At 62.3% G+C, this 13,494-nt stretch carries 10 protein-coding genes; 5 read left to right on the forward strand and 5 right to left on the reverse strand.

Translation table 11 applies throughout. From position 1 onward, the window contains the following. The first annotated feature begins 12 nt into the window (after positions 1-12). Together I2H38_RS17530 and I2H38_RS17535 are read left to right on the forward strand one after the other, a co-directional pair. Positions 13-1,599: an ABC transporter substrate-binding protein gene (locus I2H38_RS17530; RefSeq protein WP_196273168.1), complete on the forward strand. Its 1,587-nt coding sequence runs from the start codon at positions 13-15 to the stop codon at positions 1,597-1,599. After that, entirely contained in the window at positions 1,596-3,542 is a 1,947-nt protein-coding gene (locus I2H38_RS17535) for a CocE/NonD family hydrolase (RefSeq protein WP_229426773.1), read from the forward strand. The genes I2H38_RS17530 and I2H38_RS17535 overlap by 4 nt, the downstream gene beginning before the upstream one ends. Here I2H38_RS17535 and I2H38_RS17540 read toward each other — a convergent pair. Continuing rightward, positions 3,539-4,738: a CapA family protein gene (locus I2H38_RS17540; protein WP_196273169.1), complete on the reverse strand. Its 1,200-nt coding sequence runs from the start codon at positions 4,736-4,738 to the stop codon at positions 3,539-3,541. The two genes, I2H38_RS17535 and I2H38_RS17540, sit on opposite strands and share 4 nt — an antisense overlap. Positions 4,739-4,967: 229 nt before the next feature. Between I2H38_RS17540 and I2H38_RS17545 the strand changes: the two genes are divergently transcribed. Then, positions 4,968-5,375 (forward strand): Fur family transcriptional regulator, encoded by a 408-nt coding sequence (locus I2H38_RS17545; protein WP_196273170.1) that lies wholly within the window; start codon positions 4,968-4,970, stop codon positions 5,373-5,375. 206 nt (positions 5,376-5,581) lie between these two features. Then, positions 5,582-6,034 carry a Fur family transcriptional regulator gene (locus I2H38_RS17550; protein ID WP_196273171.1) on the forward strand — a complete coding sequence of 151 codons (453 nt, stop codon included), beginning with the start codon at positions 5,582-5,584 and terminating at the stop codon, positions 6,032-6,034. 85 nt (positions 6,035-6,119) lie between these two features. On the opposite strand, the gene I2H38_RS17555 is transcribed toward I2H38_RS17550, so the two are convergent. Together I2H38_RS17555 and I2H38_RS17560 are read right to left on the reverse strand one after the other, a co-directional pair. Beyond that, complete coding sequence (locus I2H38_RS17555) at positions 6,120-9,209, reverse strand: efflux RND transporter permease subunit (protein ID WP_196273172.1); 3,090 nt, start codon at positions 9,207-9,209, stop codon at positions 6,120-6,122. A 10-nt stretch (positions 9,210-9,219) separates the two neighbouring features. Next, entirely contained in the window at positions 9,220-10,353 is a 1,134-nt protein-coding gene (locus tag I2H38_RS17560; protein ID WP_196273173.1) for an efflux RND transporter periplasmic adaptor subunit, read from the reverse strand. A gap of 143 nt (positions 10,354-10,496) precedes the next feature. Between I2H38_RS17560 and I2H38_RS17565 the strand changes: the two genes are divergently transcribed. Beyond that, a complete protein-coding gene (locus I2H38_RS17565) occupies positions 10,497-11,063 on the forward strand; it encodes a TetR/AcrR family transcriptional regulator (protein WP_196273174.1) in 567 nt (188 codons plus the stop codon). A gap of 12 nt (positions 11,064-11,075) precedes the next feature. On the opposite strand, the gene I2H38_RS17570 is transcribed toward I2H38_RS17565, so the two are convergent. After that, the gene (locus I2H38_RS17570) at positions 11,076-12,251 is read right to left on the reverse strand and encodes a CaiB/BaiF CoA transferase family protein (RefSeq protein WP_196273175.1); all 1,176 of its coding nucleotides are present in this window, start codon (positions 12,249-12,251) and stop codon (positions 11,076-11,078) included. 17 nt (positions 12,252-12,268) lie between these two features. Further along, the gene (locus I2H38_RS17575; protein ID WP_196273176.1) at positions 12,269-13,468 is read right to left on the reverse strand and encodes an acyl-CoA dehydrogenase; all 1,200 of its coding nucleotides are present in this window, start codon (positions 13,466-13,468) and stop codon (positions 12,269-12,271) included. Positions 13,469-13,494 lie beyond the last annotated feature (26 nt).

Consider the following 13,494-nt stretch of genomic DNA (forward strand, 5'->3'; position numbering starts at 1 on the left):
AAGGAGAATACCATGACATCGACCGCCGCTCTCAAGGGGCTTGCGCTCACAGTATCGGTCGCGGCCCTGCTGGGCTTCGCCCCGGCAAACGCCGCCGACCTCATCATCGGCAGCTCCACCGAGCCTTCCGCGCTCGATCCGCATTTCTCGCGCACCGGCAACAACCAGAACATCGCGGCGCAGATCTTCGACCGCCTGATCGAGCCGGATCCGAACCTTCAAGTGAAGCCCGCGCTTGCCGAGTCGTGGACGAATGTCGATCCGACCACCTGGCGCATCAAGCTGCGCGCGGGCGTTACCTTCCAGGACGGCAGCCCGCTGACGCCGGAAGACGTGATCTACTCGCTCACCCGCGTGAAGGACATTCCCAACAGCCCGGCTCCTTTCACCGGCAATGTCGGCACCATCGCCAGCATGACCGTGGTCGATCCGCTGACCATCGAATTCAAGACCAAGGGTCCGACGCCGGACTTCATCGAGCAGGTCGGCCTCGTCTACGTCGTCCAGAAGAAGCTCGCCGAAGGCAAGACCATCGAGGCCTTCAACAACGGCTCCGCCGCCGTCGGAACGGGCGCTTACAAGGTGAAGGAATGGGTGCCGGGCGATCACGTCACGCTCGTTCGCAACGACAAGTTCTGGGGCAAGAAGCCGGCTTTCGAGAACGTCACGATCAAGTTCATCGCCAACGACGCGGCGCGCGTGGCAGCCCTGCGGTCCGGCTCCGTCGATCTCATCGACGCAGTGCCGCCGAACGACGTGAGGACGCTGGAAAAGACCAAGGGCATCAAGCTTGCCTCCATCGCCTCCGCACGCGTCATTTATCTCGCCCTCGATGCCAGCCGCGATGAAACCCCCTTCATTGTGGGCGCGGATGGAAAGGCGCTCAATCCGAACCCGCTGAAAGACCAGCGCGTTCGCGTTGCTCTCTCCAAGCTGATCAACCGCCGGCTGATCGTGGATCGTCTGCTTGACGGCGCGGGCGATGCGGCCGGCCAGCTGGTCCCCGTTGGCGTCGGCGGGTCCGATCCGGAACTGAAGCCCCTGGCGCAGGATGTGGCGGGCGCGAAGAAGCTCCTCGCGGAGGCCGGATACCCTCAAGGGTTTGGCATCACCATCCACACCTCGAATGACCGTTTCGCCGGTGACGCGGCGAGCGCGCAGGCCATCGGGCAGATGTTCGCGCAAGGCGGCCTGAAGGTGAACGGCGTCGTGGCGCAGCCTTACAACGTCTACGCCTCGGCGGCCGGCAAGCAGTCGTTCAGCGCCTTCATCTTCTCGCTCGGCAACACGACGCCGACTTCGGCGACGAGCCTGAAGAACCTGCTGATGACGCCGGACAAGGATGCCGGCACGGGTTCGTTCAACCGCACGCGCTACTCCAACCCCGCGTTCGACGCCAAGATGAAGGAAGCGTTGGCGGAGTTCGACCTGGAGAAGCGCATTGCGTTGCTCAAGCAGGCGACCAAGATCGGCGTGGATGATGTGGGCTTCGTGCCGCTCTTCTGGCCCAAGGTCTACTGGGCTTCCAAGGAGAACATCACCTACACCGCCAATCGCGGCGAAGACCTGATGGCAACGCTCGCAGGAATTGCTCAATGACCTCCCAGGCGCTTCGCTCCATGGACCATTCCGCCTCTCCGGAGATCGAGATTATCGCGGACGACATCATCGTTCATCGCAACGTGATGGTTCGGATGCGTGACGGCATTTGTCTCGCCACGGACGTCTACCGACCAGCGGTCGGCGGGCGTCCCGTCGAGGGGCCATTGCCGGTGATCATGGAACGGACGCCGTACGGCAAAACGCAGCGCTCACGCTCGGAAATCGAACCGGGCATGAGCCAGCCCATGACGCGCACGGAAGTCGCCTCGCATTTCGTGCGCGCAGGCTATGTGATGATCTATCAGGATTGTCGCGGCCGCTACAATTCGGAGGGAGAGTTCACGAAGTACCTCTCGGAAGGACCGGACGGCTACGACACCTGCGCCTGGATCGTCGAACAACCGTGGTGCAATGGGCGCATCGGGACAACCGGCTTGTCCTATGCGGCGCATACGCAAGCGGCGCTTGCCTGCCTCAACCCGCCCGGCCTTGCCTGCATGGTGATGGATTCCGGTGGCTTCTCGAGCGCGTACCGAACCGGCATTCGCCAAGGCGGCGCTTTCGAGTTGAAGCAGCTCACCTGGGCCTACAACAACGCCAAGGAAAGCCCGGAAGCCATGGCCGATCCGCTCGTGCGCGAGGCGCTCGAAGGGGAGGACATCAAGGCCTGGTTTTCGGTCATGCCCTGGTCGGAAGGGCGCTCGCCCGTGCGGTGGGTGCCGGAATACGAGAGCTATGTCCTCGAGCAATGGCGTCAGGGCGCGTTCGGCGATTTCTGGAAAAAGGTCGGCATCTATGCGGAAGGGTCCTACGATACCTTCCCCGAGGTTCCGATCGCGCTGATGTCGAGCTGGTACGACGCCTATGTGCGGACGACCTTCGACAATTACGAAGGCTTTTCCCGCGGCGGAAAGCGTCCGCTTTCCCTCATCATGGGTCCGTGGCTGCATGGCAACCGCAACACCACGCGCTCGGGCGACGCGGAGTTCGGTCCCCAGGCCACCATCGCCGGAAATGTCACGCCCACATGGCTCGAATTCCGCCGCCGCTGGTTCGACCGCTGGCTGAAAGACATCGACAACAAGGTCGAGGCCGAGCCGCCGGTGCGCCTGTTCCTCATGGGTGGCGGCACGGGCCGAAAGACCGAGGCCGGCCGCCTCGATCACGGCGGTCGTTGGATCGAAACCTCGCGCTGGCCGCTGCCGGAAGCCAGGGATCAAGCCTTCTATCTGCACCGCGACGGTCGCCTCTCGGAGGAATTGCCCAAGGCGGACGCGGTGCCGCTCAGCTACGACTTCGACCCGTCAGATCCGGTGCCGACCATCGGCGGCGCGCTCACCAGCGGTCAGCCGGTCTTTGAAGGCGGCGCGTTCGATCAGCGCGAAGCTCCGCAATTCTTCGGCTGCCGTCAGCCCGGTCTGCCGCTGTCCGCACGGCGCGATGTGTTGTCCTTCGAGACAGCGCCGCTTGAGCGTGACGTCGCTGTCGTCGGCCCGATCAATGTTGAGCTCTGGGTCTCGTCGGACGCGCTCGACACCGACTTCACCGCGAAACTGATCGATGTCTATCCGCCGTCGGAGGACTATCCGACCGGCTATTCGATGATCGTGACCGACGGCATTTTCCGTTGCCGCTACCGCAAATCCTGGGAGCATCCGGAGCCGCTCGCGCCTGGAGAGGCTTTCAAGATCACGATCGAGCCTTTTGCGACCGCGAACCTTTTCGCCAAGGGGCATCGCATCCGGGTGGATATTTCCTCGTCCAACTTCCCGAAATTCGACGTGAACCCGAATACGGGCGATCCCGAAGGCATGGGGCGGACACGTAAAGTCGCCCGGAACAGTGTGTTCGTCGACGCGGCGCGCCCGTCACGGATGATCCTGCCGGTGGCCGAGCCGTCGCTCATCAAATCCCTACGACCCCTCGCAAGCGCGGACTAAAAGGACGTCTTTTCGATCAGCACGACCCGCGCACGATCCTCCTCGGACAAATCTGCCGTCATGGCGTCAAAGACGCGCTGCGCGGCCGGCTTTTCGAGAGGGATCGGCGCGGGCGCGGCGTCCATCGCATTTCGTGGCGGCCGACCGACCGCGACCGGCAGGACTTCCACCCTCGCGGTGCCGTCGCCGGTCGCACCGAACACGCAACGGCAGACCGCGCCGGTCCACACATCGACGCCCTGGCGATCATAGGTTTCGCTTCGGCGCGTGTGGAAAATGAGATTGCCAAGGCCCGCCAGAATGGGCTTGCCCCGGTGGAAGCCGATCCCCTGGAGCACGGGGGCACCCGTTCCGACAATCAGATCGGCCCCGCGGTCGATCAACAGCCGCGACATGTCCATGACCCAGGCAGGCATCTGCTTCCAGTTCGGGTCCCAATGGTGATTGTGGATCGCGACGGCGACGATAGTGGCCTCGGAACGGGCGTCTGCGAGAGCCGCGTCAAAGGCGGTGAGATCGTCGGGATCAGCCTCGAAGCGGCTCCCCACCTCGAGACCCTCGATCACCTCGGTTCCGAAGACCTCGAGGCGCTGGGCCTGGTCGGGTCGATCAATACGATACCCGACCGCGGCCCGCGCCGCCTCGCGCTTGTCGTCTCCGAGCCTCGAGACGAGCCGGCGCAAAACCTCATGTTCCGCGCTTGGGACCGAGACTTTTCGGCGCATGCGAAGCGGATTGATTCCAGCGCGATCCACTGACGCATAGACGATGTCTGGTTGTGGTCCGAGATCGACCGCGAGAACGGCGACCACGCCGGCGGCCGTTCGAATGAACGCAGGCTTTGCGGCCTGTTGTCTGCTCATCCCGCTACCGGTGAAAAGAAGACCTGAACTCTCGACCACGGATCGCGTTCGCGCGATGCCCGGAGGGCCGAGGTCGAAAGCGTGGTTGTTGGCATGGGCCAGCGCGTCGAACCCGAGCGCCTTGAGCGACGCGATGCCATCGGCATTCGTCAGATGCAGCGTCTTGGTCTTGGTCGGCCAGGCCCCTGCGGTCTCGAGCGTAGCTTCAAGATTGACGAAGGCCGCATCCGCCTGTTGCAGGATTCCGCGAACGGCCGCCGCTTCCGACGCAGCAAGATCGATTGCGCCGTGGAGGAGGGCTTGGCCTGCGACGGCAACGGAAATGGTTGTCATGGACTCACGCGTAAGGGAGGTGCCTGAATCGTATAATCGGAATCCGGCAATTCAAACAGCTTTGGCATTGTACGCCCGCAGCAGCGCGGTCCACGCTTGCGCTTTTCACAATCGATATGGGTACAGCGCTTGCCTGTCTCGCAATGTTCAGTCACCAAAGGCCTTGAACGCGCTCATCGCAATTCGCGTATAAAGTACTATATACGAGCGACAGCTGGTGAATTTTCCGATGGCCCCGACGCATCACAATCATGCCCTGGACGAGTTGAACGAGACCCAGAAACGCGTTCACCGGATTTTGGCGACAGCCCAGAATCCGCTCTCGGCCTATGAGGTGCTGGACCGGATGCGGGCCAAGGGCGCGGTCACGCCGCCAACGGTCTATCGTTCACTCGACAAGCTGATTGAGAAAGGTCTGGCCCACAGGCTGGAAAGCCTCAACGCCTATGTGACCTGCAAACATTCCCACGACCATGACATGGCCGCCTTCGCGATCTGTGAGGAGTGCGGGACGGTCAGGGAATTCTCCGACTCACAAATCAGCGAACGCCTGACCCACTGGAGCGATACGCACGCTTTCAGCCCGAAGAAGGTGACCGTCGAGGTCAGGGGGCTTTGCGAGGCTTGCGCAAGGTAAAGTCTTCCCGGCTCGGACGCCGTCTCATCCTTTTTTCCTATGGTCCTAAAGGGTTCCGACCCTAGCTGAAGCCTCACAAATAGGTGAGCGCGTTCCATCTCATTCATCTGCACAAGTGCAAGCACAAATTGCAACGATACCACATTGTGCAAGTCAAGCTTTACCTATATAAACGGGTAGGTTTCGGAATTACAGGAGCGAGGTTCATGAGCGCCCGAGCCCTCAAAAAAGACGAGGAGGATATCCTCCTCCGCCGTGCGGATGATTTGTGCCGCGAGAACAACTTACGCCTCACGCCGATCCGCGAGCGCGTTTATCGCGAACTCGTTCAGAGCGGCGGCCCGGTGGGTGCCTATGATCTCGTCGACCGGCTGAGCAGCGACAAGAAGCGGCTGGCCCCGGTCACGATCTACCGCGCGCTGGACTTCCTGCGTGATGCGGGCCTGGTTCACCGGCTTGCTACGCAGAACTCCTACATCGTGTCTCACGGCCAGCCGGAAGTGAACGCGATGAAGGTCATGTTCGTTTGCACCAAGACCGGCCAGACCGTGGAAGTGCACTCGGCCGAGGTCGCGGAAGCCGTCAGGAAGGCTGCCGAACAGGCAGGCTTCAGGGCCCTGTCGCCGTTCATCGAAGTCGAAGGCGAGATCGCCCGCTAAGCTGGCGAGAGTTTCGGGAGCGGCGGCAGGCGGCGCTCCCGGTATCAGAATTAAAAAGGCCGGGCATTTTGCCCGGCCTTTTTCTTTACTCGGCTGCGAGAGCCCGGTGCGGCGTGGGCGCTTCCGCCGCGTGCTTGGCCCGTTCGGTTTCCCGCGAGATGTAGGTGTAGAACATCGGCACCACGAAGAGGGTGAAGATCGTTCCGATCGACATGCCGGAGGCAATCACGATGCCCATGGAGAACCGGGCCGCGGCACCTGCGCCGCTGGCATAGAGCAGCGGCGCGACGCCGAGCACCATAGCCGCGGTGGTCATGAGGATGGGACGAAGACGGACGCGAGCCGCTTCCTGAATCGCCTCACGCTTCTTAACGCCACGCTTTTCCTTCAACTCGTTGGCGAATTCCACCATCAGAATGCCGTGCTTGGTGATCAACCCGACAAGAGTGATCAGCCCGACTTCCGTGTAGATGTTGAGTGTCGCAAGACCGAGATTCAGGAAGATCATGGCGCCGAACATCGAGAGCGGCACCGACATCATGATGATGAACGGGTCGCGGAAGCTCTCGAACTGGGCGGCAAGGACGAGGTAGATCACGATGATGGCGAGACCGAAGGCGAGCGCGATCGAGCTCCCCTCCTGAACCTCCAGTCGCGACTGACCGGCGTAATCCTCATAGAAGCCCTGAGGCATGATGTCCTTCGCGATGGCGCGCAGGGTCTGCAGGCCATCCGCCGTCGTGACACCCGGCATCGGCAGCGCGGAGAGCGTAGCCGCGTTCAGCTGGTTGAACTGCTCGATGGCCGCCGGCGCCGCATCGGTCGCGATGCTCACGAGAGCGGAAATCGGCACCATCGAACCGTCGGCGGCGCGCACATAGTACTCGCCCAGACGCTCGGGGTTCAGACGGTCCGCCTGGCGCACCTGGCTGACGACGTCATAGCTCCGGTTATCGCGATCGAACTTCGAGATCGGAGCGCCACCCACGAGAGCACCGAGCGTGTTGCCGATCTCGCTGACCGGAACCCCGAGGGCTGCCGCCCTGTCGCGGTCGACGACGATGCGCGCGCGCGGCGTCTGATAGGAGACCGAGTTCTGGACGACGATGAACTTGCCGGATTTCATAGCCTTCTGCTTGACCTGTTCAGCCACTTCGTAGGCCTGAGCGGGGTCGCCGATCGTACGCAGCACATATTGGATCGGCAGACCGCCGCCCGCGCCCGGCAGGGATGGCGGCGCGAAGACGAAAGCCTGCACACCGGCATTCTCGTTCAAAAGCTTCTGAATTTCCTGCTTGGTGACAGGACCCTTTTTCTGACGCTCGCTCCATTCCTTGAGCTTGAAGCCGACAAAGCCGCCGCCGCCGCCGTCAATACCGACGATCAGGAAGGAATCGTCGATCTCGGGGATCTTCTCGGCAGCGCCCGTGAACTGGGACGAGAAGGTCTGGGTATAGTCGGCCGTGGCGTATTGCGGAGCGTTGACGAGACCAAGATACGCGCCTTGATCTTCTTCCGGCGCCAACTCGGACGAGGTCTTGGTGAACATGAACGCGGTCGTCCCCAGCAGCGCGATGACGATGATAAGCGTCACCGGCCGATAGTCGAGCGAACCGGAAAGTCTCCGAGAGTACCAGTTTTCCAGGCGCGTGAACGCGCGGTCCACGAAGCCCGCGAAACCTTTCTGGCCACCATGTGCATGGGGCTTCAGAAGCTTCGACGACATCATGGGCGAGAGCGTCACGGCGATGATGCCGGAGATGATGACGGAACCTGCGAGCGTGAAAGCGAACTCACGGAACAGCGTGCCGGTCAGGCCCTGCGTGAATCCGATCGGCGCATACACCGCCGCCAGCGTGATCGTCATCGAGACGATTGGCACGAAGATCTCCTTCATGCCGACAACGGCCGCATCGACCGGTTTCAGACCCTCTTCGATGTGGCGGTGGATATTCTCCAGCACCACGATGGCGTCATCGACCACGAGGCCGATGGCGAGCACCATCGCGAGAAGCGTCAAAAGGTTGATCGAATAACCCAACGCGAACAGCACGAAGCACACGCCGACGAGCGAGAGGGGAATCGTCACGATGGGGATCAGCACCGAACGGAAGGACCCCAGGAAGAGCAGGATCACGACGACGACGATGAGCGCCGCCTCGCCGATGGTCTTGAACACTTCTTCAATCGAGGCCGAGATGAAGTTCGACGCGTCGTAGACGATCTGCACCGTCATGCCTTTCGGCAGGGTCGGCCGGATCTGATCGATGGCTTTCGTCACGGCAGCCGCCACCGTCAACGGGTTGGCAGCCGGCGTCGGCGTGATGCCGATGAAGGTGCCTTCCTTGCCGTTGAAGCTGACCTTGACGTCCGTGCTCTTAGGCCCCAGCGCCACATCCGCGACGTCGCGCAGGCGCACGACCTGATCGCCGTTGGAGCGGATCGGCAGCGTGCCGAACGTTTCCGGCGTCTGGAACGTGGTCTGCATTTCGAGCGCGTAGGCCACGTACTCGTTCTGCGTCTTGCCGGGCGCAGCGAGGAAGTTGCTGCTGCGGATCGCCGCCACAACATCGCCCGCCGTGACCGCGCGAGCCGCGAGGCGAACGGGGTCGATCCAGACGCGCATGGAGAAATCGCGACCGCCGAGAATGTCGGCGGCGCCCACGCCCTCGAGAGTGGCGAAGCGGGGCTGCACCACGCGGGTCAGGAACTCCGACACCTGCTCGGGGTTCATCTCCGAACTGGCGAAGGTCAGATACATCAAGGCGAAGGTCTGGCCGGTGCCCTTGACGATGACCGGATCATCGGCGTCCTTCGGCAACTGTGCTCGCACCTGCTGCACCTTGGCCGTGACTTCGGTCAGCGCGGCGTTCGGATCGGTGTTCAGCCGCATGCGCACGGAAACCGTGCTGAGGCCGAGACGGCTTTGCGAGGTCACGTAGTCGACGCCTTCGGCGCTCGACACCGACTTGGCGATCGGCGTGCTGATGAAGCCCTGCATCAGGTCGGCGCTGGCGCCGGTATAGGCCGTCGTGATGGTGATCGTGGTTTCCTCGACCTCCGGGTACTGACGTACCTGAAGGCTCATCAGACCCTGCGCACCAAGCAGCAGGATCAGGAGGCTCACCACCATCGACAGGACGGGGCGGCGAATGAACAGCTCTGTGAAACTCATGGCTCTATGCCTATTGGCCGTTCGCGAACTTCGTCGCGTCGAACTTCGTCACATCGATAGTGTTGTTGATCTTCACGGTCGCACCGGCCTGCAGCTTGTTCTGACCAGAGGCGACGACCTGCTGGCCGGGTGTGATGCCGGACAGAATTTCAACCACGCCGCCGCGACGGCGACCCGTCTTCACGAAGACCTGCTTGACGACGTCAACCTGCTTGCCGGCCTTCTCTTCCTGCTCGATCGTGTAGACGTAATCGCCATAGAGGCTGGTGATCACGGCCGTCTGCGGCACGGTGATGACATTGGGCTCGGGCGGCAGAATCGCTTCGACGTGGAGGAACTGACCCGGAAGGATCGCGCCATCCTTGTTCTCTTCGACGATGGCCTGAACCGACACCAGCCGTGTCTTGGGATCGACGCGCGGATCCTTGCCGACGACGTGACCTGAGAAGATGAAGTTGCCCTCGGTCACGCCCAGCCGAACTTGCTGACCGAGCTTGATGTTGCTTGCAACCTGCTCAGGGATCGTGAAGTCGACTTTCATCGACTGGAGATCCTGGAAGGTCGCAACCACCGTGCCCGGCTGCACATATTGTCCGACATCGACGCGCGGAATACCGATCACGCCCGAGAACGGGGCTTTCAAGGCCTTCTGATTGATGACCGCCTGAATACGCGATTGCCGCGAGCGAGCCGTCGCCAGCCTCGCGACGACTTCGTCGTAGGAGGCTTCCGTGCCGTAGCCACGGGCCGTCAGGGTCTTGGCGCGATCGAAGCTGGCTTCGCCAAGCTTCACCGCTGCGCCCACGTCCTGCAAGTCGGCGCGATCGATGGAGTCGTCGATCTGCACCAGAAGCGCATCCTGCTCGATGCGCTGGTTCGGCTTGAAGTTGACCTGCTTGACGATGCCCGCCGCCTCGACCGCGAGCTCCACGCCATTGGCGGCCTTGGCCGTTCCGAGAGCGCGAATGCCGGGGCTCCAGGTCTTCGCCTCAACCTTGGCAGCGGAAACCACCTGCGGCGGCGGTTGCATGCCCGCGAAGAATTCCTTGATCTTTTGGTCGCGGAAAAAGTTAAACCCAATCAACCCGGCGCAAAGCAGGAGTGCCAGCAAGAAGACAATAGAGACTACGATGCGCCGTTTCATGGGCTTTTTCCGATATTCCGCAGTCCGGATCGGCCGGACCGCTACATGTTCGTGGAGGCTTGGCCTTAGCTCAATGGGTCCTTGACGCCAAGCCAGCGGCGGCGTTTATATACCGTCTGGACGGTAAAGTGCAAGAGTAGCTCATGTTCGGATGCGTTCGGGGTCGAAAAAATTCCCGAGAAAAGATTCTCGATGCAGCTGCCGAGCTTGTCAGCGAGATCGGGTCGGGACGCCTGACTCTCGACGCGGTCGCCGAACGTGCCGGCCTCAGCAAGGGCGGCCTTCTCTACAACTTCCCCTCCAAGGACGCGCTGCTGCAGGGCATGATTCAGCGCATGATCGACGAAGTATCTGCCGAGAAGGAGGCTCTTCGAGGGCAGACGGCACCCGGCCCGAATCTTGAGGCCCGCCTGTGCACGGCGACGATGCTCAATATGCGCTGCGGAAACATGAGAGAGATCGCCAATGGGCTGTTGGCGGCCTCGTCGGAAAACCCGCGACTTCTAGAGCCTGTTCGTCAGATCATCAAGGAAACGCTGGAGAGGCTGAAGGAGACTTCAGACGATCTCGACGCCTCCCTGTTGGCATGGCTCGCGGTCGAAGGCCTCAGCAACTTTGAAATCCACGATCTCAGCCCGTTCTCGGAACAGGACCGGGAACGGATCGTTGCATCCATCGGCCGCTTGCTGAACAAGGGCATCGCCGAATAGGCGTTCTTGGCCTCACGCGATCCAGGACGGATCGCTCAAAACCTCATCCGTATGCTCGCCCAAACGGGGCGAAGGGCGGCTCGCCGCCATGGGTTGACCATCGAGCACGATGGGCGACCGCACGGAGGGGATTGCTCCCCCCTTCGCAGTCGGTGTGGGAAGATCGATCTTCATGCCGCGCGCGATGACGTGCTGATCGGCGAACACATCCGCCACCGTGTTGATCGGTCCGGCCGGAACGCCCTGTGCCTCAAGCGCGGAGAGCAACGCATCGCGCGTCGTCTTGAGGGTCAGTTCGGTGAGAATGGGCACCAGCTCGGGACGGTGGCGAACGCGGCTGGCATTGGTCTTGAAGCGCTCGTCCTGCGCCAGTTCGGGCCGCTCGAGCACGGAGACGAAGCGGGCAAATTGCCCGTCATTGCCCACGGCGACAATCACGTGTCCGTCGGCAACGGGGAAGACCTGATACGGCACGATGTTGGGATGGGCGTTGCCCATGCGGCGTGGTGATTTGCCGGAGGCCAGATAGTTCATGGCCTGATTGGCGAGCACGCTCGTCTGTACGTCGAGCAGCGCCATGTCGAGATGCGCGCCCTCGCCCGTCTCGTCGCGGCGGCGGAGAGCCGCCAGCACGCCGACCACGGAATAGACTCCGGTAAAGATGTCCACATAGGCGACGCCGATCTTCTGCGGCTCGCCTTCCGGGTCGCCGGTCAGATCCATGATCCCGCCCATGCCCTGGATCATGAAGTCGTAGCCCGCGCGGGTCGCATAAGGCCCGTTCTGGCCAAAACCCGTGATCGAGCAATAGACGAGGCGCGGATTGACCGCTTTCAGGCTCTCGTAATCGAGCCCGTATTTCTTCAAGCCGCCGACCTTGAAGTTCTCGATCACCACGTCCGCGTGGGCCGCAAGCTTGCGGACAAGCTCCTGCCCTTCCGGCGTTTCGAAATCGACCGCGATGGAGCGTTTGCCCCGGTTGCAGGAATGGAAATAAGCCGCCGAGAGATCGCCGCCATCCGCGCCTTCGATGAAGGGTGGGCCCCAACCACGGGTATCATCCCCCGCACCGGGCCGCTCGACCTTCACTACATCCGCGCCGAGATCGGCGAGCAACTGACCGACCCAGGGGCCGGCCAGAATGCGCGCGAGTTCGAGGACTTTGAGGCCCTCAAGCGGCTTCGTCATCACTTGGTCCGCCTATCTTAGAAGAACGCCTGCAACCCGGTCTGCGCGCGACCCAGGATGAGGGCGTGCACATCGTGCGTTCCCTCATAGGTATTGACCGTCTCCAGGTTCTGCGCGTGGCGCATCACGTGGTATTCTTCCTGGATGCCGTTGCCGCCGTGCATGTCGCGGGCTTGGCGAGCGATGTCGAGGGCCTTGCCGCAGTTGTTGCGCTTGACCAACGAGATCATCTCCGGCGCAAGCTTTCCTTCGTCGAAGAGACGGCCGACGCGTAAAGAAGCGTGAAGGCCGAGCGTGATTTCGGTCATCATGTCGGCGAGCTTCTTCTGCACCAGCTGCGTCTGCGCCAGCGGCTTGCCGAACTGCTTGCGGTCGAGGGTGTATTGGCGCGCCCGGTGCCAGCAATCCTCCGCCGCGCCCATGGCGCCCCAGGAGATGCCGTAGCGGGCCCGGTTGAGGCAGCCGAAGGGGCCTTTGAGGCCCGACACGTTCGGGAGAAGTGCGTCTTCCGGCACCTCGACGCCGTCCATGACGATCTCGCCGGTGATCGAGGCGCGAAGTGAAAGCTTGCCGCCGATCTTCGGTGCGGAGAGGCCCTTCAGGCCCTTGTCGAGGATGAAGCCGCGAATCTCGTTGTTGTGCGCCGCTGACTTCGCCCACACCACGAACACGTCCGCGATGGGGGAGTTGGAGATCCACATCTTGGTGCCGGTCAGGCGATAGCCGCCGTCGATCTTTTCGGCGCGGGTCGTCATGCCGCCGGGGTCAGAACCGGCATCCGGCTCGGTCAGGCCGAAGCAGCCGACGAACTCGCCCGAGGCCAGCTTCGGCAGGTACTTCTTGCGCTGCTCCTCGGTGCCGTAGGCGTAGATGGGGTACATCACGAGGGAGGATTGCACGCTCATCATGGAGCGGTAGCCGGAATCGACCCGCTCGACCTCGCGCGCCACCAGGCCGTAGGCGACATAAGACGCGCCCGCGCAGCCGTAGTCCTCCGGCAGCGTCACACCCAGGAGCCCAAGCTCGCCCATCTCGTTGAAGATGGCGCGGTCGGTTTTTTCCTCGCGGTAGGCCTCGATCACGCGCGGCTGGAGCTTTTCTTGCGCATAGGCCCGCGCCGTATCGCGGATCATGCGCTCGTCGTCGGTCAAGAGATCGTCGAGCAGAAGCGGGTCTTCCCAGTGCAGTTTCGCCAGATCCTTATGCGCGCCAGCCATGATGAAATTCCTTTTTCCACAACGCT

The organism is Microvirga alba, from assembly GCF_015694465.1.
Lineage (GTDB): Bacteria > Pseudomonadota > Alphaproteobacteria > Rhizobiales > Beijerinckiaceae > Microvirga > Microvirga alba.

What these genes read in the sequence shown, in the direction of transcription:
- I2H38_RS17530 (WP_196273168.1), top strand. Translation starts at nt 13, where the DNA reads ATGACATCGACCGCCGCTCTCAAGGGGCTTGCGCTCACAGTATCGGTC.
- I2H38_RS17535 (WP_229426773.1), top strand. Translation starts at nt 1,596, where the DNA reads ATGACCTCCCAGGCGCTTCGCTCCATGGACCATTCCGCCTCTCCGGAG.
- I2H38_RS17540 (WP_196273169.1), bottom strand. Translation starts at nt 4,738, where the DNA reads ATGACAACCATTTCCGTTGCCGTCGCAGGCCAAGCCCTCCTCCACGGC.
- I2H38_RS17545 (WP_196273170.1), top strand. Translation starts at nt 4,968, where the DNA reads ATGGCCCCGACGCATCACAATCATGCCCTGGACGAGTTGAACGAGACC.
- I2H38_RS17550 (WP_196273171.1), top strand. Translation starts at nt 5,582, where the DNA reads ATGAGCGCCCGAGCCCTCAAAAAAGACGAGGAGGATATCCTCCTCCGC.
- I2H38_RS17555 (WP_196273172.1), bottom strand. Translation starts at nt 9,209, where the DNA reads ATGAGTTTCACAGAGCTGTTCATTCGCCGCCCCGTCCTGTCGATGGTG.
- I2H38_RS17560 (WP_196273173.1), bottom strand. Translation starts at nt 10,353, where the DNA reads ATGAAACGGCGCATCGTAGTCTCTATTGTCTTCTTGCTGGCACTCCTG.
- I2H38_RS17565 (WP_196273174.1), top strand. Translation starts at nt 10,497, where the DNA reads ATGTTCGGATGCGTTCGGGGTCGAAAAAATTCCCGAGAAAAGATTCTC.
- I2H38_RS17570 (WP_196273175.1), bottom strand. Translation starts at nt 12,251, where the DNA reads ATGACGAAGCCGCTTGAGGGCCTCAAAGTCCTCGAACTCGCGCGCATT.
- I2H38_RS17575 (WP_196273176.1), bottom strand. Translation starts at nt 13,468, where the DNA reads ATGGCTGGCGCGCATAAGGATCTGGCGAAACTGCACTGGGAAGACCCG.